Origin of the sequence: Pseudomonas sp. SB113, from assembly GCF_040754745.1 — a bacterium.
GTDB classification, from domain to species: Bacteria; Pseudomonadota; Gammaproteobacteria; order Pseudomonadales; family Pseudomonadaceae; genus Aquipseudomonas; species Aquipseudomonas grimontii.
In genome coordinates this window covers 273,057-298,828 of the sequence record NZ_JBFMHW010000003.1, presented here as the reverse complement: position 1 = coordinate 298,828, position 25,772 = coordinate 273,057, and the positions used below count along the sequence as shown (strand labels likewise).

Annotated in this window: 28 protein-coding genes; 15 read left to right on the top strand and 13 right to left on the bottom strand. The window is 61.7% G+C overall.

What is annotated here, in order from left to right:
• The first annotated feature begins 35 nt into the window (after window positions 1–35).
• The 3 genes from AB1462_RS06055 (at window position 36) to AB1462_RS06045 (ending at window position 4,355) form a co-directional block, all read left to right on the top strand.
• The gene (locus tag AB1462_RS06055) at window positions 36–1,208 is read left to right on the top strand and encodes an ATP-binding protein (RefSeq protein WP_367246357.1); all 1,173 of its coding nucleotides are present in this window, start codon (window positions 36–38) and stop codon (window positions 1,206–1,208) included.
• Between the two features lie 100 nt (window positions 1,209–1,308).
• Window positions 1,309–2,328, top strand: a complete 1,020-nt coding sequence (locus AB1462_RS06050; RefSeq protein ID WP_090400482.1) for a transporter — start codon at window positions 1,309–1,311, stop codon at window positions 2,326–2,328.
• A 410-nt stretch (window positions 2,329–2,738) separates the two neighbouring features.
• The gene (locus AB1462_RS06045; RefSeq protein ID WP_090400483.1) at window positions 2,739–4,355 is read left to right on the top strand and encodes an inorganic phosphate transporter; all 1,617 of its coding nucleotides are present in this window, start codon (window positions 2,739–2,741) and stop codon (window positions 4,353–4,355) included.
• Window positions 4,356–4,479: 124 nt separating this feature from the next.
• On the opposite strand, the gene AB1462_RS06040 is transcribed toward AB1462_RS06045, so the two are convergent.
• The 3 genes from AB1462_RS06040 to AB1462_RS06030 are packed head-to-tail and all read right to left on the bottom strand — an operon-like array spanning window position 4,480 to window position 7,143.
• Window positions 4,480–5,454 (bottom strand): biotin-dependent carboxyltransferase family protein, encoded by a 975-nt coding sequence (locus AB1462_RS06040; RefSeq protein ID WP_367246355.1) that lies wholly within the window; start codon window positions 5,452–5,454, stop codon window positions 4,480–4,482.
• The gene (locus AB1462_RS06035; protein WP_090400485.1) at window positions 5,451–6,329 is read right to left on the bottom strand and encodes an allophanate hydrolase subunit 1; all 879 of its coding nucleotides are present in this window, start codon (window positions 6,327–6,329) and stop codon (window positions 5,451–5,453) included. The genes AB1462_RS06040 and AB1462_RS06035 overlap by 4 nt, the downstream gene beginning before the upstream one ends.
• A 58-nt stretch (window positions 6,330–6,387) precedes the next feature.
• Window positions 6,388–7,143 (bottom strand): 5-oxoprolinase subunit PxpA, encoded by a 756-nt coding sequence (locus AB1462_RS06030; RefSeq protein ID WP_367246354.1) that lies wholly within the window; start codon window positions 7,141–7,143, stop codon window positions 6,388–6,390.
• Between the two features lie 104 nt (window positions 7,144–7,247).
• Between AB1462_RS06030 and AB1462_RS06025 the strand changes: the two genes are divergently transcribed.
• Entirely contained in the window at window positions 7,248–8,165 is a 918-nt protein-coding gene (locus tag AB1462_RS06025; RefSeq protein WP_090400486.1) for a LysR family transcriptional regulator, read from the top strand.
• Here AB1462_RS06025 and AB1462_RS06020 read toward each other — a convergent pair.
• Window positions 8,162–9,058: a LysR family transcriptional regulator gene (locus AB1462_RS06020; RefSeq protein WP_090400487.1), complete on the bottom strand. Its 897-nt coding sequence runs from the start codon at window positions 9,056–9,058 to the stop codon at window positions 8,162–8,164. The two genes, AB1462_RS06025 and AB1462_RS06020, sit on opposite strands and share 4 nt — an antisense overlap.
• Window positions 9,059–9,164: 106 nt before the next feature.
• Here AB1462_RS06020 and AB1462_RS06015 point away from each other — a divergent pair, with 106 nt between their 5' ends.
• The gene (locus AB1462_RS06015) at window positions 9,165–9,923 is read left to right on the top strand and encodes an SDR family oxidoreductase (protein WP_090400488.1); all 759 of its coding nucleotides are present in this window, start codon (window positions 9,165–9,167) and stop codon (window positions 9,921–9,923) included.
• Here the strand turns inward: AB1462_RS06015 and AB1462_RS06010 are convergent.
• Window positions 9,822–10,334 (bottom strand): multidrug/biocide efflux PACE transporter, encoded by a 513-nt coding sequence (locus AB1462_RS06010; RefSeq protein WP_090400489.1) that lies wholly within the window; start codon window positions 10,332–10,334, stop codon window positions 9,822–9,824. The genes AB1462_RS06015 and AB1462_RS06010 overlap by 102 nt on opposite strands.
• A gap of 88 nt (window positions 10,335–10,422) precedes the next feature.
• Between AB1462_RS06010 and AB1462_RS06005 the strand changes: the two genes are divergently transcribed.
• Complete coding sequence (locus AB1462_RS06005; RefSeq protein ID WP_090400490.1) at window positions 10,423–11,277, top strand: LysR family transcriptional regulator; 855 nt, start codon at window positions 10,423–10,425, stop codon at window positions 11,275–11,277.
• Window positions 11,278–11,402: 125 nt separating this feature from the next.
• Here the strand turns inward: AB1462_RS06005 and AB1462_RS06000 are convergent, their stop codons facing one another.
• Genes AB1462_RS06000 through AB1462_RS05985 form a run of 4 tightly spaced genes read right to left on the bottom strand, consistent with a single transcriptional unit; the run spans window position 11,403 to window position 13,939 of the window.
• Window positions 11,403–12,626 (bottom strand): RNA polymerase sigma factor, encoded by a 1,224-nt coding sequence (locus AB1462_RS06000; RefSeq protein ID WP_367246352.1) that lies wholly within the window; start codon window positions 12,624–12,626, stop codon window positions 11,403–11,405.
• Window positions 12,623–13,099, bottom strand: a complete 477-nt coding sequence (locus tag AB1462_RS05995) for an SRPBCC family protein (RefSeq protein WP_090400492.1) — start codon at window positions 13,097–13,099, stop codon at window positions 12,623–12,625. Before AB1462_RS05995 ends, AB1462_RS06000 begins: the two co-directional genes overlap by 4 nt.
• A 33-nt stretch (window positions 13,100–13,132) precedes the next feature.
• Entirely contained in the window at window positions 13,133–13,477 is a 345-nt protein-coding gene (locus AB1462_RS05990; protein ID WP_065939122.1) for a YciI family protein, read from the bottom strand.
• Window positions 13,478–13,519: 42 nt separating this feature from the next.
• Complete coding sequence (locus AB1462_RS05985; protein ID WP_090400493.1) at window positions 13,520–13,939, bottom strand: nuclear transport factor 2 family protein; 420 nt, start codon at window positions 13,937–13,939, stop codon at window positions 13,520–13,522.
• 145 nt (window positions 13,940–14,084) lie between these two features.
• Between AB1462_RS05985 and AB1462_RS05980 the strand changes: the two genes are divergently transcribed.
• Window positions 14,085–14,612 carry a GNAT family N-acetyltransferase gene (locus AB1462_RS05980; RefSeq protein ID WP_367246351.1) on the top strand — a complete coding sequence of 176 codons (528 nt, stop codon included), beginning with the start codon at window positions 14,085–14,087 and terminating at the stop codon, window positions 14,610–14,612.
• A 146-nt stretch (window positions 14,613–14,758) separates the two neighbouring features.
• Here the strand turns inward: AB1462_RS05980 and AB1462_RS05975 are convergent, their stop codons facing one another.
• A complete protein-coding gene (locus AB1462_RS05975) occupies window positions 14,759–15,238 on the bottom strand; it encodes a GyrI-like domain-containing protein (RefSeq protein WP_090400495.1) in 480 nt (159 codons plus the stop codon).
• A gap of 196 nt (window positions 15,239–15,434) precedes the next feature.
• On the opposite strand from AB1462_RS05975, the gene alaC reads away from it, so the two are divergent.
• Window positions 15,435–16,646, top strand: coding sequence for an alanine transaminase (gene alaC, locus AB1462_RS05970; RefSeq protein WP_032891031.1), 1,212 nt, complete (start codon window positions 15,435–15,437; stop codon window positions 16,644–16,646).
• 95 nt (window positions 16,647–16,741) lie between these two features.
• Here alaC and AB1462_RS05965 read toward each other — a convergent pair whose 3' ends face one another.
• Window positions 16,742–18,094: a GntP family permease gene (locus tag AB1462_RS05965; RefSeq protein ID WP_090400497.1), complete on the bottom strand. Its 1,353-nt coding sequence runs from the start codon at window positions 18,092–18,094 to the stop codon at window positions 16,742–16,744.
• An 84-nt stretch (window positions 18,095–18,178) separates the two neighbouring features.
• Window positions 18,179–18,712 carry a gluconokinase gene (locus tag AB1462_RS05960; protein ID WP_090400498.1) on the bottom strand — a complete coding sequence of 178 codons (534 nt, stop codon included), beginning with the start codon at window positions 18,710–18,712 and terminating at the stop codon, window positions 18,179–18,181.
• A 212-nt stretch (window positions 18,713–18,924) separates the two neighbouring features.
• On the opposite strand from AB1462_RS05960, the gene AB1462_RS05955 reads away from it, so the two are divergent.
• The 7 genes from AB1462_RS05955 to AB1462_RS05925 all read left to right on the top strand — a co-directional run bounded on the left by AB1462_RS05955 (window position 18,925) and on the right by AB1462_RS05925 (window position 25,152).
• Window positions 18,925–19,956, top strand: a complete 1,032-nt coding sequence (locus AB1462_RS05955) for a LacI family DNA-binding transcriptional regulator (RefSeq protein WP_167361141.1) — start codon at window positions 18,925–18,927, stop codon at window positions 19,954–19,956.
• Window positions 19,957–20,029: 73 nt separating this feature from the next.
• A complete protein-coding gene (locus AB1462_RS05950) occupies window positions 20,030–20,662 on the top strand; it encodes a glutathione S-transferase family protein (protein ID WP_090400500.1) in 633 nt (210 codons plus the stop codon).
• 94 nt (window positions 20,663–20,756) lie between these two features.
• A complete protein-coding gene (locus AB1462_RS05945; RefSeq protein ID WP_367246350.1) occupies window positions 20,757–21,494 on the top strand; it encodes an NAD-dependent epimerase/dehydratase family protein in 738 nt (245 codons plus the stop codon).
• A gap of 12 nt (window positions 21,495–21,506) precedes the next feature.
• A complete protein-coding gene (locus tag AB1462_RS05940; protein WP_259191352.1) occupies window positions 21,507–22,916 on the top strand; it encodes an MFS transporter in 1,410 nt (469 codons plus the stop codon).
• Window positions 22,917–23,049: 133 nt separating this feature from the next.
• Window positions 23,050–23,547, top strand: coding sequence for a hypothetical protein (locus AB1462_RS05935; RefSeq protein ID WP_090400503.1), 498 nt, complete (start codon window positions 23,050–23,052; stop codon window positions 23,545–23,547).
• 288 nt (window positions 23,548–23,835) lie between these two features.
• Window positions 23,836–24,273, top strand: coding sequence for a GNAT family N-acetyltransferase (locus tag AB1462_RS05930; RefSeq protein ID WP_090400506.1), 438 nt, complete (start codon window positions 23,836–23,838; stop codon window positions 24,271–24,273).
• Between the two features lie 60 nt (window positions 24,274–24,333).
• Window positions 24,334–25,152, top strand: coding sequence for a class I SAM-dependent methyltransferase (locus tag AB1462_RS05925; protein ID WP_367246347.1), 819 nt, complete (start codon window positions 24,334–24,336; stop codon window positions 25,150–25,152).
• Window positions 25,153–25,230: 78 nt separating this feature from the next.
• On the opposite strand, the gene def is transcribed toward AB1462_RS05925, so the two are convergent.
• The gene (gene def, locus AB1462_RS05920; protein WP_090400507.1) at window positions 25,231–25,770 is read right to left on the bottom strand and encodes a peptide deformylase; all 540 of its coding nucleotides are present in this window, start codon (window positions 25,768–25,770) and stop codon (window positions 25,231–25,233) included.
• Window positions 25,771–25,772 lie beyond the last annotated feature (2 nt).

Below are 25,772 nucleotides of genomic sequence, written 5' to 3'. Positions count from 1 at the left end.
TGAGCCTCTGGCTCACCACTTTGCGAGATTGTTGCATGGGGCAAAAAGCCGCCGACATCGCCACCATTGGCCGAATCAGTGCCGTACCCGCGATGCTCCAAGTCATCAGCGACATGACCGGGCTGCGCTTTGCCGCCGTGGCGCGGGTGACCGACGACACCTGGACCGCCTGCGCCGTACTCGACCAACTGGACTTCGGCCTCGGCGTCGGTGGCGAGCTGGACCTGACCACCACGATCTGCCACGAAATTCGCGGCTCCCACGTGTCCGTGGTGATCGACAAGGCCAGTGAAGACCCGCTCTACCACGACCACCACACGCCGCGCCTGTACCACTTCGAAAGCTATATTTCGGTGCCGGTGTTCCGCACCGACGGGCGTTTTTTCGGCACGATCTGCGCCTTGGACCCCAACCCCGCCATGCTGCGCAGCAGCGCAATCCAGTCGACCATGGAGTCGTTTGCACGGGTGTTGTCGCTACAGATCGAAGCCGAAGAAGCCGCGCAGCATACCCAGGCGCAATTGCAGGAAGAACGCAGCACCGCCGAACTGCGAGAGCAGTTTATCGCCGTACTCGGCCATGACCTGCGCAACCCGCTGTTTGCGATTAACGTCGCGGCCGAACGGCTGCTGCGCAAGCACCCGGACCCGGCCACCGACACCCTCGTGCGGCATATCCTCACCAGCGGCCGGCGCGCTGCGCAGTTGGTGGAAGACGTGCTGGATTTCGCCAGGGGGCGCATGGGCAGCGGCATCCCACTGAACATCGGCGATTGCCAGGGTTTGCAGGCAGCGTTGCAACATGTGGTGTCGGAGGTGCAGAGCGTGCATCCGCAGCGCGAGATCCATGCGGCCATCGGCGACCTCCAACAGGTGAAAGGTGACCGTGACCGCCTGGCGCAGTTGCTCTCCAACCTGGTCGCCAATGCCATCCATCACGGTAGCCATGACGGCCCGGTGGAGGTTCGCGCGCAGGTCGAACACAGCCAGTTCAAACTATCGGTGAAAAACCCCGGGCAGATCGACGCACAAGCCCTGCTCCGGCTGTTCCAGCCCTATTCACGCCCTGTCACCGACAAACCGCAGGCCGGCCTTGGCCTGGGGCTGTATATCGTCAAGCAGATCGCCGATGCCCATGGCGGGCAACTCAACGTGTCGTCCGACGAGCTGGCGGGCACGCACTTCACCTTTACGCTGGACGTCCACTGAGCGCGTTTTCAAACCGTCACAAAATCGTCATACCGCCTTGCAATGATTCGCCTACGCGAACCTGTGAAACATCCTACAGGCGCTTTCTCTGCGAGCCTCCATGAACCACAGCCTCGACCACAGCCACCAGGACTCCGATCTGTTTGGCTTGCTTTACGGTTTTCGTTTTCGCCCCGGTGAAAAGGGTGAACAGATTGATTCGGCCACCGCGCTCCAGGCCTTGCAGCAACCCGCCGATCCGGAAGAGTTCCTGTGGCTGCACCTGAACCTGGCCCACGCTGCCTGCGAGCGGTGGATGCAGGCAAACCTGGATTTGCCCGAAGAATTCTTCGAGGCCCTGCACGAAGGTTCGCGCTCCACGCGTATCGAACACGTCGACTCAGCCTTGCTGGCGGTGGTCAACGACGTGGTGTTCAACTTCAGCAGCATGGTCTCGTCGGACATTTCCACGCTGTGGGTGTGCGCCCGCAGCCGGCTGTTGATCAGCGCACGCCTGCAACCCTTGCACTCGGTGGACAAGTTGCGCTCGTCGGTGAAGGCCGGCGAACACTTTCGCTCACCGCTGGAGCTGCTGGTGCACCTGCTGCGTGACCAAGGTGAAGTGCTGACGCAGATCGTGCGCAAGACCAGCATCAGCGTCGACCATATCGAAGACCAGTTGCTGTCCTCGCGCTTGTCCACCAACCGCGCGGAACTGGGCGCGGCGCGCCGGGTGCTGGTGCGCCTGCAACGCCTGCTCGCGCTGGAGCCGGGCTCGCTGCTGCGCCTGCTCAACCGCCCGCCGCAATGGCTGCAAAAGGAAGACGTGAAGGAGTTGCGCAAATCCACCGAGGAGTTTGCGCTGATCATCAACGACCTCACGGCGCTGGGCGAACGGATCAAGCTGCTGCAGGAAGAGATCGCCGCCAACCTCAACGAGCAAACTAACCGAACGTTGTTCACCCTCACCGTGGTGACCGTGTTGGCGTTGCCGATCAACATCATTGCCGGTTTTTTCGGCATGAACGTAGGCGGTGTGCCGCTTTCCCAGGACCCGGAGGGGTTCTGGATTTTGGTGGCGCTGGTCGCGACTTTCACGCTGATTGCCGGGCGTTGGGCGTTTCGCAAGTTTTCAAATTGAAATGCAATAATTTTGGGAAGGGCTTGCCCCCGATAGCCCCCCGATAGCCCCCCGATAGCCATAGTTATCTACACACCGTTGGCTCAACGCCGAACGCCAGGCAGATAGGGCTGTTGTGGCGAGCGGGCTTGTCCCGCGTTGGGCTGCGAAGCAGCCCCAAAACCAGCCTCTACAGAGTGTCTGATACACCGCGTTCTTCTTTACTGGGGCTGCTCACAGCCCAACGCGGGACAAGCCCGCTCGCCACAAGGAGATGTGCCTGGGTCTGAAAAGTGGTGTAGACCCTTGGTCTCTCCAGTGTTTTGTAGACCAGCGGCACACCCGATTACCTAAACAATGACCTGCGGCAGCATCGCTGTAACATTCTGCAATGAACATGAACGGCATCCTCCCAATACGGATGCCTCGGCATGGCTACCCCTTCCCTGACTGCCTCCACGCACTCATCCTCCGCCGATTCAAAACCGCGCCTGGACAAAAAACCTGGCCTGGTGACAGTGATCGTTTTTTTCGCCGTACTTGCCATGGGCCTGTTGTTTACCGCCTACAGCCTCATGCACGACATGCACGAAATAGGCGCCCAGCCCACCACGTTGACACCGTTCCTGCTGCTGGGTGTGGCACTGTTGATCGCCCTGGGTTTCGAGTTCGTCAATGGCTTCCACGACACCGCCAACGCCGTCGCCACGGTGATCTACACCAACTCGCTGCCGCCGCAGTTCGCGGTGGTGTGGTCGGGCTTTTTCAACTTCCTCGGTGTGCTGCTGTCCAGCGGCGCGGTGGCGTTCGGCATCATTGCCTTGCTGCCGGTGGAGCTGATTTTGCAGGTGGGTTCATCGGCCGGCTTCGCGATGATCTTCGCCTTGCTGATCGCCGCGATCCTGTGGAACCTCGGCACCTGGTGGCTGGGGTTGCCGGCCTCCTCGTCCCACACCCTGATCGGTTCGATCATCGGCGTCGGCGTGGCCAATGCCTTGATGCACGGCCGTGACGGCACCAGCGGCGTAGACTGGAGCCAGGCGATCAAGATCGGTTATGCCCTGCTGCTCTCGCCGTTGATCGGCTTCGCCTTTGCCGCCTTGCTGTTGCTGGCCTTGCGCGCCTTCGTGAAAAATCGCGCGTTGTACAAGGCGCCCAAAGGCGACACCCCGCCACCGTGGTGGATTCGCGGCATGCTGATCGTCACCTGCACCGGCGTGTCTTTCGCCCACGGCTCCAACGATGGGCAAAAAGGCATGGGCCTGATCATGCTGATCCTGGTCGGTACGCTGCCGATGGCCTATGCGCTGAACCGCACCATGCCGGCCGAGCAGTCATTGCAGTTCGCCGCCGTGGCCGAAGTAACCCAGGTGGCCCTGGCAAAAAGCGCGCCGCAGGTATTGCCGGGCGACCCGCGACCGATCCTCTCGACCTATGTGAGCACCAAGGAAGCGACGCCTGAGTTGATCCCTGCCCTCGCCGCCCTCGCCGGCCAGATCGGTGACGAAGTCAAAGGTTATGGTTCCCTGGCCAAAGTCCCCGCCGAAGCCGTGGGCAACGTGCGTAACGACATGTACCTGACCAGCGAAACCATTCGCTTGATGGACAAGGGCAAGGTCGGCAATTTCGACGCCGACACCCAAGGCAAGCTGCAACTGTTCAAGCAACAGATCGACAATGCCACGCGGTTTATTCCGCTGTGGGTGAAGATCGTCGTGGCCATCGCCCTCGGGCTGGGCACCATGGTCGGTTGGAAGCGCATCGTGGTCACCGTGGGCGAGAAGATCGGCAAGACCCACCTGACTTACGCCCAGGGCGCCTCGGCCGAGACCGTGGCAATGCTGACCATTGGCGCAGCGGATATGTTCGGGCTGCCGGTGTCGACCACCCATGTGTTGTCGTCGGGTGTGGCGGGGACCATGGTGGCCAATGGGGGTGGGTTGCAGATGCGGACCATCCGCAATCTGCTGATGGCGTGGGTGCTCACCTTGCCGGCGGCGATTGTGTTGTCGGGCAGCCTGTACTGGCTGTTCACCAAACTGTTCTGACACAACCTGGATTGAAACTGTGGGAGGGGGCTTGCTCCCGATGGCGGTGGTCCAGTCAGCCAATCTGTAGCTGACACACCGTCATCGGGGGCAAGCCCCCTCCCACAATTTGAATGGCTGTGTGTCAGCGAGTGAACAACCCGGCCATAGCTTTCAGGCGTTTCTTGTACACCCGCCGCGCCTCCAGCGCCTCTTCCAGGGTCACCGCCACAAACCCCGCCCGCTGGTTCGGCTGCATCTGCCCGATCAAGTCCAGGTCGGCACTGATCACCGTGCCGATCATCGCGTAGCCACCGCCGGATACCGCATCGCGATGCAGCACAATCGGCTCCAGCCCGGCCGGTACCTGAATCGAGCCAATCGGGTAGCAACTGTCGACGATATTCGACGGATCCGACCCCGCGCCGAACGGTTGCTCACGCGGTTGAAAACTCAGCGCACTGCCGCCCTTGAAGCGATAGCCGATGCGGTCCGCCTCGGAGCCGACTGTCCACGGTTCGGCAAAAAAGCTGCTCTTGGCGCCCGCTGTCAATCGCTCGTAATACAGCCCTGGCACCACGCGCAATGTGACATCGCCGCCCACCGAGCGGCGCAACGCCATCGGCAAACTGTTGCCCGCACGGCCTAGACCGCTGGCGTCGCCGATGGGCAATTCATCGCCCTCCTGCAAGCGTCGCCCGTGGAAACCACCGAGTGCACCGAGGGTGTAAGTGGAGCGACTGCCGAGCACCAACGGCACGTCAATGCCACCGGCGACGGCGAGGTAAGTGCGGGCGCCGGCCTTGGGAAATTCGAAACGCAGCACCTGCCCGGCACGCACCTGGAACGCGGTGTCCTGATGCACCACTTCACCGTCCAGGCGCGGCGACATCAACGCACCGCTGAGCGCGACCAGGGTATCGCGTTGAAACTCCAATTCCGGCCCGATCAAAGTGCATTCCAGGCCGGCCGCGCCCAGCGGGTTACCCACCAGATGGTTGGCCGCACTCAAGGCGTATTGGTCCAACGCACCCGATGGCGGAATGCCCAGGTGGTAATAACCTTCGCGGCCCAGGTCCTGCACAGAGGTGGCGAGGCCGGGTTTGAGGACCTTGATCATGCCAGCGCCTCCTGCAGGGCTTTCGGATAGCCGATGGGGTCGGCGAGAAACGCATCGAGGGAAAATTCCACCGGACGAATGCGCAGGTCGAAACGTCCTGCCTCCACCTCGGCAACCGCCAGGTCGTAGGCGTCCCGGTTGATGGGTTTGAATTGCACGATGTCACCCGGCCGGAAGAACACCATATGCGCCTTGAGGTAGGCCAACTGCTGCGCCGGGTCGTAGATCGGCGCCGGGGTCACGCCGAACATCTGGTAGCCGCCGGCGCCGCGCACCGAGTAGATGCAGCCGAAGCAGCCGCCATGGCCGAGGGTCAGTTTCGGCGTGTCGGTGCGCGGGCGCAGGTACTTGGGCACCTGCAACTGCCGCTCGCGCTCGACCATCTGGAACATGAACGGCAAGCCCGCGACAAAGCCGACCATCGAGACAAACCACGGCGCGCCACTGTGGGCGGCGATAAACGCGTCAACATCGGCCAGGCCATTGATACGCGCGGCGTATTCCAGGTCGGTGGCGCTGGGGTCTTGATGGCGATCGCGAAATCGCATCAGCGTTTCATGGGTCCAGGGATCGTTATAGAGCACCGGGATTTCGATGATGCGTGTGTGCAGGGTGCGCTCGGCCACGGCCTGGGCTTCGGCGCTTTGCACGGCGTCGAGCAGCACATGGGGCGCGATGCGGTCGGGGTCGAAGCGAATCTGGAACGATGCATTGGCCAGGCACACATCCAGCACGCCTTCCAGCGCCAGGCGCTCCACGGCACGGGTCACGGCCATGCCCTTGAAAAAAGCCTCCAGGGACATGCTCTCGCTGACTTCGGCAAACAGGTGCTCATCACCACCGAAGCTGTAGCGGATGGGGGACGTTTCAGCCATGTCTGTTCCTCTTGGAATCGTTATAGAAAGGCAGGCAAAAAGTGAACGTTCGATCTTATTAGGGTGTTTTGACTGTGATGCCCGCCTGGTCCAGGGCTTCACGGGTGGCTTCCACCAGTTCCAGGGCGCCGGGGGTGTCGCTGTGCAGGCAGATGGAGTCGAACTCAATAAACAGGTCTTCGCCTTCTACGGTACGCACCAGCCCCGTCTGACACGCACGTAGGACGCGGGCCGCGACCGTGGCCGGGTCCAGCGCGCGTACGTTGCGGGTAAACACAATGGAGCCGGTCAGATCGTACTCACGGTCGGCATAAAATTCGCGCACCACCGGCTGCCCGAGTTCCTTGGCCACGCGCCAGATCACCGAGTTGGGCATGCAGTACAGCAACAGTGTCGGCTCGACGATTTGCAGGTTTTGTACCAGCAGGCGCGCGGCTTCTTCGTCGCGGGCCAGGTGCATGTAGAGCGCGCCGTGAGGCTTGATATGTTGCAGCGTCATGCCCTGGGCGCGGGCGATTTCACGCAGCGCGCCCAGCTGGTAGAGCATGTCGTCGACCAGCTCCTGGGCCGGTGCATGGATATGCCGACGACCAAAGCCCACCAGGTCGCGAAAGCCCGGGTGTGCGCCGATGGCCACCCCCAATTGCTTGGCGCGCGCGACGGTGCGGCGCATGGTGCCGGGGTCGCCGGCATGGAAGCCGGTGGCGATATTGGCCGAGCTGATATAGGCCATCAGCTCTGCGTCGACGCCGTCGCCGATGGTCCAGGGGCCGAAGCCTTCGCCCATGTCTGAATTGAAATCCACTGCCTGCATCGGGGACGCTCCGCCAAAAGGTGATGCTCGAAAGTAGGCTGCGGCTTGACCCCTTGGGAAGATCTATTATCAGATGACCTATCTTCTGAAAATCAGATAAAGCCATGTCCCTGACCTTGCGCCAAATCCGCTACTTCGTCGCCACCGCCGAAATCGGCCAGATTTCCCAGGCGGCGATTCACCTGAACATCTCCCAGTCTGCCGTGACCACGGCAATCAAGGAGCTGGAAGCCCTGCTTGGCGTGCAGCTGTTCGTGCGCTCGGCCCAGGGCATGAACCTGACCGATGCCGGGCGGCATTTTCTCAACCGCGCCTATGTGATTGCGCGCAGTGTCGACGACGCGCTGAACAGCCCGTTGCCCGACTACCGCGCCAGCGGCGTACTGCGCCTGGCGGCCAGCTACACGGTGCTGGGTTACTTCCTGCCGCACCACCTGCAGCGCATGGAACACTGGCACCCGGATGTGACCCTCGAGGTGTTCGAGCAGGAGCGCCAGGCCATCGAACAGGGCCTGCTCGATGGCCAGTTCGACATGGCCGTGGTCCTCACCGCCAACCTCACTCACCCGGCGATCGTCTCGGAAATCCTGTTCAACTCGGAGCGCCGTTTATGGCTGCCCAGCCATCACCCATTGTGCGAGCGCGGTGCGGTGAGCCTGGCGGATGTGGCGCAGGAGCCGTACATCCTGCTCACCGTCGATGAGGCCGAACACAGCGCCATGCGTTACTGGGAACAGGCCGGGCAGACGCCCAAGGTGCGGCTGCGCACCAGTTCGGTAGAGGCGGTGCGCAGCATGGTCGCCAATGGCAGCGGCGTGGCGATCCTGTCGGACCTGGTGCACCGGCCCTGGTCGCTGGAAGGCAAGCGCATCGAAACCCTGACCGTCACCGATCCCGTCACGCCCATGAGCGTCGGCCTGGCCTGGCATCGCGAGCGCGCCTTTACCCCGGCGATGCAGGCGTTTCGCGATTACTTCCACGACGCCTTCCTGGCGCCGCAACAGCTGTCGGCGCGGCGTTAAAGCTGCGAATGCAGGATGGCCGCCAGCCAGTCCATGAACACCCGCACCCGCAGCGGTAGATGCCGCTGCCCGGCGTAGAGCAGGGACACATCCAGCGGCGGTGCCGGATAGTCCGGCAGGACCGCCACCAGTTCACCGCTCGCCAACTCGTCGCCCATGCCCAGGGCCGGCACCTGAATAATCCCGAAACCGCCCAGGCAGGCAGACTTGTAGCCATCGGTGCTGTTGACCGTGACCCGCCCGGCCATGGGGATGCGCAGCACCTTGTTGCCCTGCACGTATTCAAACCCCGCCGAGCGTGAACCCAACGGCCGCACGTAATGCACCAGGTGGTGGTCGGCCAGGTCGGCCAGTGTCTGCGGCACGCCGTAGCGTTGCAGGTAGGTGGCGCTCGCGCAGTTGATCATCGGCATGCTGCACAGCAGCCGCGCCACCACGCTCTGGTCCGGCTGCGCGCCGACGCGCAGCACGCAATCGAAGCCTTCGGCGAGCAGGTCGACCTGGCGGTCGGTGGTGCTGATCTCCAGCTCGATCAGCGGGTGCGCGTCCATAAACTGCGGCAGACGCGGCAGGATCAAGTCCCGCGCCATCACGTTGGGCATGTCCACCCGAATCCGCCCGGCGAGTTGCGCTTCGTCCTGGCGAAACAGCCCCTCCAATTCCTCCATGTGTGCGAGCAAATCCTTGCTGCGCTCATACAGCACGCGGCCGTCCTGGGTCGCCTGCACCTTGCGCGTGGTGCGCTGCAACAGGCGTGCACCGAGCAGTTCTTCCAGCGCCTGCACATGCTCGGACACGGTGGAGCGCGGCAGGCCCAGACTCTCGCCGGCGCCGGTGAAACTCGACAGCTCGGTGACGCGCACAAAGGTGCGCAACAGCTCCAGTTTATTCATGGGATTGTTCGCCTTATTCGGCCAGTGATTCCGGTATAGCGCTGTTTATCACGTTATGACCGGACAAATACACTGCTTCCCACGCTCACTCACCGAGGAACTCACCATGACCCGTAAAATCGCATTGATCACCGGCGCCAGCCGTGGCCTGGGCAAAAACACTGCACTGCACCTGGCGGCACAAGGTGTCGACATCATTGGCACTTACCACAGCAAGGCCGATGAAGCGCAGGCATTGGTCGCACAGATCGAACAACTCGGCGGCCGTGCCGCGATGCTGAAACTGGACGTAAGCCAGAGTGCGACGTTCGCTGATTTCGTCGACGACGTTGCTGGCGTGCTCAAGGATGTTTTCGCACAGGAGCACTTCGATTTTCTGGTCAACAATGCCGGTATCGGCATTCACGCCAGCTTCGCCGAGACCACCGAAGCGCAGTTCGATCAGTTGGTGGCGATCCAATTCAAGGGCCCGTTTTTCCTGACCCAAAAGCTGTTGCCGTTGATCCGCGACGGTGGGCGCATCCTCAATATTTCCAGTGGCCTGGCGCGCTTCAGCCTGCCTGGCTACGCCGCGTACGCCGCGATGAAAGGCGCGATGGAAGTGCTGACCCGCTACCAGGCCAAAGAGCTGGGCAGCCGTGGCATCAGCGTTAACATCCTGGCACCCGGCGCGATTGAAACCGACTTCGGCGGCGGTGCCGTGCGCGACAACGCCAGCCTCAACGCCATGGTCGCCAGCAATACCGCCTTGGGCCGCGCCGGGTTACCGGATGATATTGGCGGGGCCATTGCCAGCCTGCTCGCCGACGGTAGCCAGTGGATCACCGGCCAGCGTATCGAGGCGTCGGGCGGCATGTTTCTGTAGGAACTTGTCGCGCAGCACGTCATAACTCCAGTGATACACATAGGTGTACGGCAGGAAAAACAGCAGTACGCCTATGTCGAGGATAAACGCCTGCACCAGGCTGATGTTCAGCCAGGCGGCAATCAGCGGCACACACACCAGGATCAACCCCCCTTCAAACAGCAAGGCATGCAGCACTCGGGTCCAACTGTTGTTGGCCAGTTGCAGGCGCGCCTTGAGGCGGTCGAACAGGCCGTTGAAAATCACGTTCCAGGTCAGCGCCAACAGGCTGATCGCCAAGGTGACCATGCCCATCTCCAGGGCAGGCTTGTCCATGATCCACGCCAGCAACGGGGTGCAGATCAACAACGCCAGGGCTTCGAAACCAATGGCCTGGCAAACACGTTCAGTAATCGACTTGGTAGGGTTCATAACCCGGCTCCGTGAGTGACGATGATTGCCATCATTAGCCTTTGACTCGATACTTCATAACCAATAACCATCGATCAAGGCGATAGTCATGGCCTCTAACGAAGTGCTGCAGGCATTTGTGCAGGCGGCCACCCAAGGCTCGTTTTCGGCGGCGGCGCGCAAGCTCGGCAAGAGCCAGTCAACCGTCAGCGCTGCCGTGTCGAGCCTGGAGATTGACTTGGATGTGGTGCTGTTTGATCGCAGCAGCCGCAAGCCGACGCTGACACCTGCGGGCCATGTGTTGTTGCAACGGGCCGAGCAGGTGCTGGAGGCCAGCAGTCGGCTGGAATTGGCGGCGAGTCAGTTGGCCCAGGGGTTGGAGCCGAAGCTGAGTATCGCCATGTCGGATACCTACCAGTCCGACCGTTTCGAGGTCGCCCTCAGCGCGTTTGAACAGCGCTACCCGGACCTTGAGCTGGAATGCCTGATCGCCGAATGCGAAGACCTGATCGCCCTGGTCCAAAGCGGCCGAGCGCAGATTGCGTTTATTGAACACCAGGAAGAGTATCCGCCGGACCTGACCCGCGCGCCCGTGGACGAGCGCACCGAAATCGCCCTGTTCGTGTCACCGAAACATCCGCTGGCGGGCCTCGATACCCTCACTGCACACACCCTGCAACAGCACCGCGAATTGCGCCTGGCAAGTATCATCAACCCGAACGAAACCCGCGCCAACGGCCGCGTCTGGTCGGCCCCCAGTTACCTGATGCTGTTGGAGATGGCGCAGTTGGGTTTCGGCTGGGCACCGATTCCGCGCTGGCTGGTGGAACGCTTTGGTGGCGGGCAACTGGTCGAACTCAAGGCACGCGGTTGGCCGCGCTCGGTGGCCGTGGATGCACTGTGGTCCCGGCACCATCCGCCAGGGCCGGCGGGGAGTTGGTTGTTGGGAAAGATGCTGGAGTGATTTTTTTCAGACAATTGAGATTAATGTGGGAGGGGGCTTGCCCCCCGATGACGGTGGGCCAGTCACCCAATGCAGCGACTGACACCCTGCTATCGGGGGCAAGCCCCCTCCCACATTTTTGATCTTCATTGCTTGGGGGGATTGAGTTCGGCCAGGCGGTGTTTGAGGAAGCGTTTTTCCGGGATTTGCTGGGTCAGCGACAGGGCTTTTTCGTAGGCTGTCCGAGCCTCGTCCATGCGCCCCAACTGCCGGCAAAACTCGCCCCGCGCCGAATGCGCCAAGTGATAATCCAGCAATTCCCCGCGCGCCAGAATGCCTTCCACCAACTGCAACCCCGCCAGCGGCCCTTCGCGCATGGCCACCGCCACGGCGCGGTTCAACTCGATCACCGGCGACGGCACGGCCCTGAGCAGCACATCGTAGAGCCCGATAATCTGCGGCCAATCCGTTTCCCCGGCGCTGGGTGCCTCGGCATGCACCGCTGCAATCGCCGCTTGCAGGCAATACGGGCCAAAACCCCGCTGGGTCAGTGCCTGTTCCACCAGCGCGCAACCTTCAGCCATCAAGCACGCATCCCACAACGAACGATCCTGTTCATCCAACAACACCAGTTCGCCGCTGGCCGAAGTGCGCGCCGCGCGGCGGGATTCATGCAACAGCATCAGTGCCAGCAAGCCCATGACTTCCGGCTCCGGCAGCAATTCCAGGAGCAGTCGGCCGAGGCGAATGGCTTCGTGGGTCAGTTCCTCGCGCGTGAGGTCCGCCCCCATGGACGCCGAATAGCCTTCGTTGAAGACCAGGTAAATCACGCGCAGCACGCTGTCGAGGCGCTCGGGCAGCTCGGCCAGTGACGGCACTTGATAAGGGATTTTGGCCTCGCGAATCTTGCCCTTGGCACGCACGATACGCTGGGCGATGGTCGCCGGGGAGGCCAGAAAGGCGCGGGCGATTTCTTCGGTGGTGAGGTCACAGATCTCACGCAAGGTCAGCGCCGCCTGGGCGTCGGCCGCCAGCGCTGGGTGGCAGCAGGTGAAGATCAGGCGCAGGCGGTCGTCTTCCACGTCCTCAACGCTCCAGTCAGCGGCTTCCAGTGCGTCAGCCTGCGCCTGCAATAACGGGGTAAAACGAGCCTGGCGGCGTAAGCGGTCGATGGCCTTGAAGCGCCCGGTCGACACCAGCCAGGCCCGTGGGTTGTCCGGCACACCCTCTTGCGGCCAACGCTCGACCGCGACGAAGAACGCCTCGTGCAAGGCTTCTTCGGCGAGGTCGAAATCCCCCAGCAGGCGGATCAGGGTGGCGAGGACGCGCCGGGACTCACTGCGGTAGATCGCCTCGATGGGAGGCGTCAATCGCGCATGCCCTGGGTCACCAGCGTCACCAGGCGGTCCAGGCTCTGGCCCCAGCCGTCGTGAAAACCCATGGCTTCGTGGGCCTGTTTGTCTTCAGCGCTCCAGTGCATGGCGCGAGCGGTGTAGAGGGTTTTGCCGTCTTGCTCCTCAAAGGTGACTTCGGCGCTCATGAACGGCTTGCCGGAGGGGATCCACCCCGGCATGAAGGCATCGGTAAACACCAGGCGATTGGGTGCATCGATCTCCAGGAACACCCCTTGGGTCGGGTACTCGCTGCCATCCGGCGCGCGCATCAGGGTGCGAAACAGGCCACCGACCCACAGGTTCATTTCGCACTCGGGGGTGGTCATGCCGTGGGGGCCCCACCATTGTTGCAGCAAGGCCGGCTCGGTCCAGGCGCGGAATACACGTCTGCGGGGCGCATCGATCAAGCGGCTGATGGACAGTTCAAATTCGGCGGGTTGCGTCTTCATGGGTAAACCTCCTGAGTTTTATGTTTGTTGTCGTCAGAGATTCAATTCACGCACGGGGCGTACTTCCACACTGCCGACCCGGGCGGCCGGGATACCGCCGGCCACCTGGATCGCTTCGTTCAAGTCCCGCGCCTCGATCAGGTAGAACCCGGCGAGCTGTTCCTTGGTTTCGGCAAACGGCCCGTCGGTGATCGACAGCTTGCCGTTGCGCATGCGCACCGTGGTGGCGGTGGTCACCGACTCCAGCGGCTCAGCGGCGAGCATCCGCCCGCTTTTTTGGATGGACTGCGCGTAGGCAAGGCACTCCGGGTCTGCGGGGCTGTCCGGCGAGGTGTGCAGCACCTGCTCGTTGCTGTAGATCAGGCAGAGGTATTTCATGTGCGTCTCCGTTTTCGGACTATTGACTATAGTTCGCGGCGCTCAAGGTTTCAGGTCGAACAGTGCCGTGCCGCTTGCCATGTCGAACGGTGCCGACCAATGCTCATGCACCACCTTCCAGTCGCCGTTAAAACGTTGATAACCGGCAGTCACACGCATCCAGCAGGCCTTCACTTCACCGTCCGGCCCGGCACCGCCGCAGTGGGCCAGCCAGTGGGCAAATGCGCTGTCCTGGGACTCGACGATACGCAGTTCGTGGAACTCGAAAATGCCCGGACCGGGGCAGTGCTCCATGCAGGCTTCCCAGTGCGCACGGTAGGCCGCCTTGCCCTTGAATTGCAGGGCGGTCACGGCGTCGAACGAGACGATATCGTCGGCGTAATAGCTGACAATCTTATCGATATTCCGCGAAAGCACGGCGTGCTTCCATTGTTCGATCAGGGTGTTGATTGCGGTACTCATGGCGATACTCCTTCGGGTTGGAAAATCACGGAAGACACCCTTAGTCGAACGGCCGTTGGGCAAATCGACAGCCCGTTGAAAAATAATTTCACCCCGCACAAAACCGCTAGACTGCGCCCTTCTATGCAACTGTTCGGACACGCCGATGCAAACCCGCCTTGTCGCCTACGAGACGCTGAATGCTGTGCAACAGCAGCAAGTCGGCGCCATCGAAGTTCACCCTGAACAGTTGCCGTTTTCCGGCGACATGTATTGCGCCCTCAATTCGCTCCTTGCCAAGCCCAGCCCCGGCGTCAAAGGCTTTGCGCTGCTGGCCGACGACATTCCGGTGGCTTTCCTCCTGCTCAAACGCCCGCCGTGCCTGCCCCACTGGGCCGACGAACACAGCGCGACGCTGCATGCGTTGCAGGTGGATCGACATCAGCAAGGGCGTGGGTTCGGCAAGGCGTGTTTGCAGGCACTGTCGGCTGCAGCGATGCGGGCGTGGCCGCGGATCAAGGCGCTGGAGTTGTCGGTGGACACGCACAATGTGGCCGCGATGGGGTTGTATCTGGGCGCGGGATGGGTGGACAGCGGGGAGGCGTATAAGGGCCGGGTTGGGTATGAGCGGAGGTTGAGGTGGGTGTTGGATCGCTCAGCAACCCGACAGCCAAGTTCGCGCGATGCGTCTTAACCATGGCTCTGCCGAGGGGCTGCGCAGCAGCCCTATTCAGCGCTGCCGCATTCTTCCGGGTGAACCGCAGCGGTAGTTTTGGGGCCGCTGCGCAGCCCAACGCGGGACAAGCCCGCTCGCCACAGAGGGACGTGTTCAGCCAGTGGTTACTTGGGTTCCACAGGCAACCAGATCTCCACCGTCCCCAGCCCCTTCTTCCCATCAAAATCCGCGCTGTAGCGCTCGAAATCCGCCCCCGCCACCTTGTAGCCCGAGTGCGGCAACCACTCGAACATGATCCGCTCGTAGGTCTGCTCCAGTGCCTGCACCGGCCCGTAGTGCGGGAACACGGCGTAGTGGTGCGCGGGCAGTTCGACGGACTCGAAGTTGCTCGGCACATCGCCTTTGGACGGCACTTCCACCCCCGCCATGTAATCGAATTCACCGTGGCTGGGGTTATGGCAAACGCCGTAGCTCACACCGCCGACGCGCTTTTTGATGTGTCTTACGCTGTCGTCAAACACGCCCCACAGCTTGGGAATATCGCCCACAGTGGCCTTTGCATATCGCCCTTGCACCCCGGCGATCACCAGGGCCTTGCCGTCTTCCATGCGTGGCTCTAACGGTTGTTTTGTCTGCTGATCCATCTGAACAGTCTCCTTCTTATGAGGGAACAAACCCGTATCGAGTATAGGGGCATAACTGTGCCGTACTCCATGCAGAAAATTTTCCTACGCATCTGGACAACTGGCCATCACCGGCCGTATTGTCTGCCCCGCAGGCCACCGCAGTGGCCGACGTCGCTCGGACGGTTCCGGGCGCTTACGTACTCTCGAGGCAACAATGGCCGACCAAGGTTCGCCGCGCCGCTTTGCGCGCATAGATCGACTCCCCCCTTATGTTTTCAATATCACTGCCGAGCTGAAGATGGCTGCGCGTCGGCGCGGCGAAGACATCATCGACTTGAGCATGGGTAACCCCGACGGCGCCACGCCTCCCCATATCGTGGAGAAAATGGTCACCGTCGCCCAGCGTGAAGACACCCACGGCTACTCCACCTCCAAAGGCATTCCGCGTCTGCGCCGCGCGATTTCGCGCTGGTACAAAGACCGCTACGAAGTGGACATCGACCCCGAGACCGAAGCCATCGTGACCATCGGTTCCAAGGAAGGCCTGGCGCATTTGATGCTGGCTACCCTGGACCAGGGCGACACCGTGCTGGTACCCAACCCGAGCTACCCGATTCATATCTACGGTGCCGTGATTGCCGGCGCCCAGGTGCGTTCGGTACCGCTGATTCCTGGCGTGGACTTCTTCGCCGAGCTGGAACGGGCGATTCGCGGCTCGATCCCCAAGCCGAAGATGATGATCCTCGGCTTCCCGTCCAACCCGACCGCGCAGTGCGTGGAGCTGGACTTCTTCGAACGGGTGATCGCCCTGGCCAAGCAGTATGACGTGCTGGTGGTGCATGACCTGGCCTACGCCGACATCGTCTACGACGGCTGGAAAGCCCCGTCGATCATGCAGGTGCCGGGCGCCAAGGACATTGCGGTGGAGTTTTTCACCCTGTCCAAGAGCTACAACATGGCCGGCTGGCGCATCGGTTTCATGGTGGGCAACCCGGAACTGGTCAACGCCCTGGCGCGGATCAAGAGCTACCACGACTATGGCACGTTCACTCCGCTGCAAGTCGCCGCGATTGCTGCACTCGAAGGCGACCAGCAGTGCGTGAAGGACATCGCCGAGCAGTACCGCCAGCGCCGCAATGTGCTGGTCAAGGGCCTGCATGAGCTGGGCTGGATGGTGGAGAACCCCAAGGCGTCGATGTACGTCTGGGCGAAGATCCCCGAAGCGTATGCCGCCATGGGTTCGCTGGAATTTGCCAAGAAGCTGCTGCTGGAAGCGAAGGTCTGTGTGTCGCCGGGGATTGGGTTTGGCGAGTATGGGGATGATCATGTGCGCTTTGCGCTGATCGAGAACCAGGACCGGATTCGCCAGGCGGTGCGCGGGATTCGCGGGATGTTCCGGGCGGATGGGCTGGTCGCTAAAGCCTGACCCGATCCACCTGAACAAATGTGGTCAAACTGTGGGAGGGGCTTGCCCCCTCCCACAGTTGATTGGGTTTTCACCCTTGTCTTGTAGCGTGTCTGTTAGACCACCAACGACAGCAACATGATAAAGATCAACGCCACAATGGACAGGATGGTCTCCATCGCCGTCCAGGTCTTGAAGGTCTCGGCCACGGTCATGTTGAAGTACTGCTTCACCAGCCAGAACCCCGCATCGTTGACGTGAGACAGGATCAACGAACCCGCCCCCGTCGCCAACACCAGCAGCTCACGGTTAACCCCCGGAATCATTCCCACCACCGGTACCACGATACCCGCGCCGGTAATGGTCGCCACGGTGGCCGAACCGGTCGCTACACGAATCACCGCCGCCACCAGCCACGCCAGCAGGATCGGGTTGATCTGTGCGTTCACCGCCATATGGCCGATCACGTCACCCACGCCGCTGGTCACCAGCATCTGCTTGAAGCCACCACCGGCACCGATGATCAGGATGATCGCGGCGGTCGGCGCAAGGCTGGCGTCGAGCAGTTTGAGGATCTGCTTGGAATGGATGCCCTGGCGACTGCCAAAGGTGTACAGCGACAGCAGCAACGCCAGCAGCAAGGCGGTGATCGGGTGACCGATCATATCCATCCAGTTGCGCACCACGTTGCCTTCGGCAAAGGCGATGTCGGCGAAGGTTTTGAGCAGCATCAGGAACACCGGCAACAGCACGGTGACCAGGGTGATACTGAAGCTCGGCAGGTTTTTGTTCTCAGGCTCGCGGGCCAGTTGGTCGACCAGTTCCTGGGACGGGTTGCCCGGGATGTACTTGGCAATAAACGTACCGAAGATCGGGCCAGCGATGATGGCCGTCGGCAGCGCGACGATCAGGCCGTAGAGGATGGTCTTGCCGATGTCGGCGCCAAACACACCGATGGCCAGCAGCGGGCCTGGGTGCGGCGGCACCAGGCCATGGACTGCCGACAGGCCGGCGAGCAACGGGATGCCGATCTTGATCAGCGACACGCCGGTACGGCGCGCGACGATAAACACCAGCGGGATCAGCAGCACAAAGCCGATCTCGAAGAACAGCGGAATGCCCACCAGGAACGCGGCGAACATCATGGCCCACTGGACCTTGTCCTTGCCGAAGGCGCGGATCAGGGTCTGGGCGATCTGATCGGCACCGCCGGATTCGGCCATCATCTTGCCGAGCATCGTGCCCAGCGCGAGGATGATGCCGACAAAGCCGAGCACCCCGCCGAAACCGTCCTGGAACGCCTTGATGATCTTGTCCACCGGCATGCCCGAGGTCAGGCCGAGAAAGCCTGCCGCGATGATCAGTGCGATGAACGGGTGAACCTTGAACTTGGTGATCAGAACGATCAACCCGATGATAGTGACTACTGCATCTAGCAGCAGGTACGACTCGTGGGACATGCCAAACATGGGGGGTCTCTCCTGTTTGTTGTTGTTATTAAAGCGGGTGTTGAATTTCCTGCCGGGGATAGCGCTATCTTTTCCGGCAAAAAATTAGTTGGATGGTTCAAAACCGTGTTTCAGCCACCAGGCGTTGGTCTGCTCGGCCAGTTCCTCGACGCTGTCTTCGCTGGCATTAAGGGCCAGGGTCAGCGACTCGCCCTTGGGCGATTCAAGGGTGGCGAACTGGCTGTCAATGAGGCTGGCCGGCATGAAATGGCCGGGGCGATGGGACACGCGGTCGGCGGCGACTTCGCGGGTCAGCTCCAGGAATACAAAGCCCAGGCCCGGCGCGGCTTCGCGCAGGTGGTCGCGGTATTTCTTTTTCAGCGCGGAACAGGTGAGTACCGGGTGTTCACCGGCTTTGAGCGAGCGGCGCAGTTCATCGCACAGGATGTCGAGCCAGCCGGCGCGGTCGTCGTCGTTGAGGGGGTGGCCGGCGCTCATCTTTTCGATGTTCGCGGCGGGGTGGAAGCTGTCGCCTTCAATGGCGGTGGCACCGTTCAGGCGGCACAGGGCCTCGCTGACGCTGGTCTTGCCACAGCCGGCAACACCCATGATGACCAGGGCGGTAACAGGTTGACTCATGGAACACCTCAAGACGCAGATAGCGCTACCTTTGCACGCCGTAAGGCGAGTGCAAAAACAGGCTTTTCCCGCGCCGTCTTGTCATTTTTATGGAGTGACGCGTGCATCCGCTCCAATCATTTGAACCGGATCAGGCAACCCAAAGTTCAATAATTTGCAGCCTTTTGGAGACAGCGCTACCTTAGTGCCTCGATTTTTGTTTGGCAAGCCGCCTGATGACCTCTAAGAACGATAAAAATACCCGCACCACCGGTCGCCCTACCCTCAATGAAGTCGCCCGCCTGGCCGGCGTCAGCCCGATTACCGCCTCCCGCGCGCTGCGCGGCATCAGCACCGTCGCCATCGAACTGGTGGAAAAAGTCCAGCACGCCGCTGCCGAACTCAACTACGTGGTCAACCCCGCCGCCCGCGCGCTGGCCTCGGCCCAGAGCCATTCGGTGGTGGTATTGGTGCCGTCGTTGTCCAACCTGCTGTTTATCGAAACCCTCGAAGCCATTCATCAGGTGCTGCGGCCCAAGGGCTTTGAAGTGCTGATCGGCAACTCCCACTATTCACGCGACGAAGAAGAAAACCTGCTGCGCAACTACATGGCCTACCAGCCACGCGGGTTGCTGCTGACCGGCTTCGATCGCACCGAAAGCGCCCGACGGATGGTCGAGGCCAGCAATGTGCCGTGTGTGTACATGATGGACCTCGACCCCAATGCCGGCGTGAACTGCGTCGGTTTCTCGCAGTTGGCAGCGGGTGAAACGGCCGCCGCACATTTGATCTCCCGTGGGCGCAAGCGCCTGGCGTATATCGGCGCGCAACTGGACCAACGCACCTTGCTGCGTGGCGAAGGTTTCCGTCGGGCGCTGCAACAGGCCGGCCTGTACGATCCGGCGCTGGAACTGCTGACACCACGCCCCTCCTCGGTGGGCCTGGGCGGCGAGCTGTTCCTGCAACTGCTGGCCGCCCATCCGGATGTGGATGCGATCTTCTTCGGCAACGACGACCTGGCCCAGGGCGCGCTGCTGGAAGCCATGCGCCACGGTATCAACGTGCCGGAACGTGTCGCGGTACTGGGCTTCAATGACTTGCCGGCGTCGTCCTTCATGGTGCCGCGCCTGAGCAGCATCAGCACGCCCAGGGAAGCGATCGGGCGGCGGGCGGCGGAGCATTTGCTGACGATCATGGCGGGCAACAAGATCGCCAAGCCGGTGGTGGATATGGGGTTTGAGTTGCAGGTGCGGGAAAGCACGTAGTCCCTCCCACATTTTTAACCATGCCCGCTTGGCCCCTGTTAGATTGGCTGTTCTCCACCGCAAGGAAAGCACCATGGCACACTCACTGAAAATCTTGGGCCGCACGTCCTCCATCAACGTGCGCAAAGTGCTCTGGACCTGTCAGGAACTGGGCATCGACTACGTGCGCGAAGACTGGGGCATCGGCTTCAAGCCCACCCAGTCCGCCGAGTTCCTCGCCCTGAACCCCAACGCGCAGATACCGGTGCTGATCGACGACCACGGCGTCCTGTGGGAATCCAACACCATCTGCCGCTACCTCGTGAACCTCTATCAACGCAATGACCTGCTACCGGTCGAGCCCGCACCCCGGGCCCGGGTCGAGCAGTGGATCGACTGGCAAGCCGTCGAACTCAACCGCGCCTGGGGCGATGCGTTCACCGCCCTCGTACGCAATAACCCGGACGGCCTGGACGCGGCGCAGATTGCCGCCGCCGTGCAGCTCTGGAATGACAAGATGGGCATCCTCGAGCAACAACTGGCCAGGACCGGCGCCTTTGTTGCCGGCGATGAATTCACCCTCGCCGACATCCTCATCGGCCTCTCGGTGCACCGCTGGCAGATGACGCCGATGGAACGCCCGGCCTACCCCGCCATTGCCGCCTACTACCAGCGCCTAGGCCAGCACCAGGGCTTCCAGCTCTTCGCCCTCGACGGGCATAACTGATAAAAGCAGCAGCAAGCTTTGAGCCGCAAGCCGCAAGAAAAGGCAGCTTAACTTGAGGCTCGAAGCTCCTGACTTGTAGCTAACCGGAGGGTATATGAAAGGACTCAACGTACTGCTCACCGGCGCGTGCGGCAGAATCGGCAAGACGTTTTTCGACGCCTCGAAAGACCGCTACCGTTTCACCCTCACCGACCGCATCGCGCCGGATTTCGACCTGGGCGAACACCGCTTCGTACACGCAGACCTCAGCGACAAAGCCAACCTCGCCAGCCTGCTCGAAGGTATCGACGTGATCGTGCACCTGTCGGGCATCCCCCAAGCCAGCGCCTCGTTCGACGAACTGCTGCCCAACAATATCCTCGCCACCACCTACCTGTTCGAGGCCGCCGTGGCTGCGGGTGTGCACCGCCTGGTGTTCGCCAGCAGCGCGCAAACCATCGAAGGCTATCCGGTAGACCGGCAGATCACCCCAGGCATGCCGGTGATGCCGGCCAACCTGTATGGCGTGAGCAAATGCTACGGCGAAGCACTGTGCGGCTACTACGCGGCAAAAACCCCGCTGTCGACGATAGCCCTGCGCATCGGCGCGTTCGAATTCGTTGAAACCCACGACCTGAACAACGCCCGCGACCTCAGCGCCTGGCTCAGCCCGCGCGATGCCGTGCAGTTGCTGCAACGCTCGGTGGAAGCCGTCGGCGTGAAGCACCTGATCGCCCACGGCATTTCCAATAACCGTTTCAAGCGCCTGGACCTGAGCGAAACCACGCGGGTGCTGGGTTACCATCCGCTGGACGATGCATTTCAGACCTTCGATATCCCCATCACTGACTGAGTTTTTCCCGCCATGCCTGCACTCCCCGCTACAGACGGCATCGACCCGATCCGCGCCGCCCATATCAGCGCGCGTATCGACCGCCTGCCCGCCGTCGCCACGGTCTGGCGCCTGGTGGCGCTGCTGTCGATCGGCGGTTTTTTCGAGCTGTATGACTTGTTCCAGACCGCCTACATCAGCCCCGGCCTGATCAGTGACGGGATTTTCCACACCGGCAGCGAGGGCGTGTTTGGCTTTTCGGACCAGGCGGCATTCGCCTCGGCGACCTTCCTCGGCCTGTTCCTCGGCGCCAGCCTCCTCAGCCCCATCGCCGACCGCTTCGGGCGCCGGGCGATCTTCACCTTTGCCTTGATCTGGTACACCGTCGCCACGGTGTTGATGGGCATTCAGACGTCGGCGCTGGGCATCATCGGCATGCGCTTCCTGGTGGGTATCGGCTTGGGCATCGAGTTGGTAACCATCGACGCCTATCTGTCTGAACTGGTGCCCAAGCGCATGCGCAGTTCGGCGTTTGCCTTTGCGTTTTTCATCCAGTTTCTGTCCGTACCGGCCGTGGCGTTGATGTCGTGGTGGCTGGTGCCTCAGGCGCCGTTCGGGGTCTCGGGCTGGCGTTGGGTGGTGCTGAGCAGTGCGGTGTTTGCGCTGTTTATCTGGCAACTGCGCAAGCGCCTGCCGGAATCACCGCGTTGGCTGGCGCAAAAGGGTCGCTTCGAAGAAGCCGGTACGATCATGGACAACCTTGAGGCGCGCTGCCGGAAAGACCACGGCAAACCGCTGGATGAACCCGAGCCCGAAGCGGTCAGCGTGCAAGGCAGCGGCCGGTTTGCCGACATCTGGCAACCTCCGTACCGCCGCCGCGCGTTGATGCTGATTGTGTTCCATGTGTTCCAGGCCATCGGCTTTTTTGGTTTCGGCAACTGGCTGCCGGCGTTGCTCTCGGGCCAGGGCGTCAGCGTGACCCACAGCTTGCTGTACGCCTTTATCATCACCCTCGCCTACCCGCTGGGGCCGCTGCTGTTCGTGAAAGTCGCCAACCGCTTTGAAAACAAATGGCAGATCGTCGGCTCCGCCATGGGTGCGGTGATCTTCGGCAGCCTGTTCGCGTTGCAGTCCACGGCGGTGGGGCTGGTGATCTGCGGGGTGATGATCACCTTCTGCAACGCCTGGCTGAGCTTCAGTTACCACTCCTACCAGAGCGAGCTGTTCCCGACCAATATCCGTGCGCGGGCGGTGGGGTTCTGCTATTCGTTCAGCCGCTTGTCTACCGTGTTCAGCAGCCTGTTGATCGGTTTTATCCTCGAACACCTGGGCACACCGGGCGTGTTGGCGTTTATTGCCAGCAGCATGCTGATCGTGATGATCACCATCAGTTGGTTCGGCCCGCGTACGCGCAACCTGGCCCTGGAAAATATCGCCCATTGACGGCAACGGTTGGCCGCCTGCGGGACAATATTTGCCGCGGCGGCCAGGCCAAAGCCAGTAAAAGCGGGGTTAATGGACCCGGCATGTTATTTGCTCAAGCTCTGGCACCGAACATTTTCCCAGGTGACCGATCATGCTGGTTAACAACAACACCCAAGCCGTGTCGACCCTTCAAAAGATCACGCGTCCCGACATGGACCCTGCCAACGCCGCCGCCAGCACGCTGTACAGCGGTGCCCTGCAAGCGGCGCAGCAAAGCGTGACCTTGCCGGCCGCGCAGAAGGATCTGGACAAGGCGAGCGACCGTATTGATGAAGCCTTCGCCAAAACCCGCGTGCAGTTGCAAGCCAGCACATCGAGCACCGACGCGTCGGCGACCAGTGCTACCTCGGGTGCGCGCTCGGAGTTCACCGACTACATGAGCAAGACCCCGGCCGAGCGCATTCGCGAGCAATTGCTCAAGGAGCAGGGTTTGACCGAGGCCGATGTGCAGAACATGTCCCTGGAAAAGCAGGACGCCATTTCCAAGCAAGTGGCTGAGCGCTTGAAGCAGCAGCAAGAGCAGCAGGTAGCAGCGAAGACCACTGACCCGCAGGCGCAGACCGTGAAAGAAACCCTGGCTGCGATCTAAGCCACAAACGGGACGCCGAGGGTCCCTGGCGGCATTCCCACGCGGGAGCGTGGGAATGATCGTTAACTCAGTGACCGAACAGGCCTGTCTCGGTTTTCTTGGCTTTCTTGTCGGCGCGTTTTTCATCGGCAGTCTTTGCCGGTTTCTTCTTCGCGGCTTTCTTTGAATCCATACCTTTGGCCATGATGCATGCTCCACTTACAGGGGATGTAACAGTGGGTATACCACCTATTGCCGCACAGAAGGCGCTTATAATCCCAGGCCCTTGATTATGTTGCCCAAAACACCATGCCCGAACTGCACATCGAACCGCTGGCAGAGCCGCTGTGGCCGTTGCTGAACAAGTTTTATCGCCGCCACGGTTCACCGATGAAGGCGCTCAAGGGCGGGCGCTTGTGGGTAGCGCGCGACAGCGAGATTGTCGCCGGGTTGTGCGTGACGCCTGTGGTCGGCGGGCAGTGGTTGACCGGCGTGTTTGTCGACCCGGCGTATCGCGGCCAGGGGTTGGCGGGGCGATTGATCGGTGCGGCGGCGGCCGATGTACAAGGCACGCTGTGGCTGCTGTGCCATCCAGACCTGGAGGGGTTGTATCAGCGCATGGGCTTTACGCAAGACACGGTGTTGCCTCAATCCCTCAGCGAACGACTGGTGCGCTACAAACGTAACAAGCCGATGATCGCGATGGGCTTAGATCGTTTAGTGCGGTCGTCCTCGGATAATGTGTGATCGCCCGGTGGGGGCCCCATGCTAGCCTCGGCGACACAGTGGCCCATTTTTCGGATGATCATGAAAGCGACCTTTGCAGCTCTGTCCCTTACCGCCCTCTTCGTTCCCACTGTCAGTCAGGCCGCTGACACGCCGATCAGCGCCCAGCAATACGCCAGCGTGTTGGCTGGCAATTGGCGCGACCCGGCCAACAGCGCCCGAGACGGCTATCGCCACCCGCAGCAGACCTTGGCATTTTTTGGCTTGTCTCCCAGGCAGACCGTGATCGAGATCACCCCTGGTGGCGGTTGGTACAGCGAACTGCTCTCGCCGTTGCTCAAGGATCACGGGCATTACATCGCCGCCGTGCAAGCGCCGAGCAGCAGCGCCTATGCGCGCACGTCGGAAGAGAACCTGAAAAAGAAATTCGCCGCCGACCCGACGCGCTATGCCAAGGCAGACGTGGTCGAGTTCGATCCCAAGGCACCGGTGTTCGGCAAACCTGCGTCGGCGGATGCCGTGCTGACCTTCCGCAATGTGCATAACTGGGTGCTGGCCGATACGGCCAAGGCCACGTTCAGCGCGTTCTACAAGGTGTTGAAACCGGGTGGCGTGCTGGGTGTGGAAGATCACCGGGCCAAGGACGGGGCCGATCTGGAAGCGATCAAGGACAGCGGTTACCTGACCACCGCCCAGGTGGTGAAACTGGCGACCGATGCGGGGTTCAAGCTGGCTGGCCAGAGTGAGGTCAACGCCAACCCGAAGGACACCAAGGATTATCCCGCTGGCGTGTGGACGTTGCCGCCGACGCTGAAGTTGGGGGAGCAGGATAAGGCGAAGTATGTGGCGATTGGCGAGTCGGACCGGATGACGTTGCGGTTCGTCAAACCGGCCAAATAACCCGGCCTCAAATACAAATCAAATGTGGGAGGGGGCAGGCGCCCTCCCACATTTTCGACTTGTAGTGTGCCAGCAAGATTACTCGTCAGCAGCAGGGTCCATGTCGGGAAACATCACGTCAATGAACCCGAACTTGCTGAAGTCGGTAATCCGCGAAGGGTACAGCCGGCCGATCAGGTGATCGCATTCATGCTGCACCACCCGCGCGTGGAAGCCATCGGCGAAACGTACGATCGGCTCGCCCTTCGGATCAAAACCCTCGTAGCGAATCTGCTGGTAACGGTCCACCGCGCCACGCAGGCCGGGCACCGACAGGCAGCCTTCATAGCCTTCTTCCAACACCGGGCTGAGCGGCGTGATCAATGGGTTGATCAGGATGGTCTGCGCCACCGGCGGCGCATCCGGGTAGCGCTCGCTGGCTTCGAAACCAAAGATCACCAGTTGCAGGTCGACGCCAATCTGCGGCGCAGCCAGGCCGACGCCGCCCACGTGCTCCATGGTCTGGAACATGTCGTCGATCAATTGCCACAGCTCGGGGCTGTCGAACATTTCCGGCGGCACCGGCGGGGCGACACGCAGCAGGCGCTCATCGCCCATTTTCAGGATTTCACGGATCATCG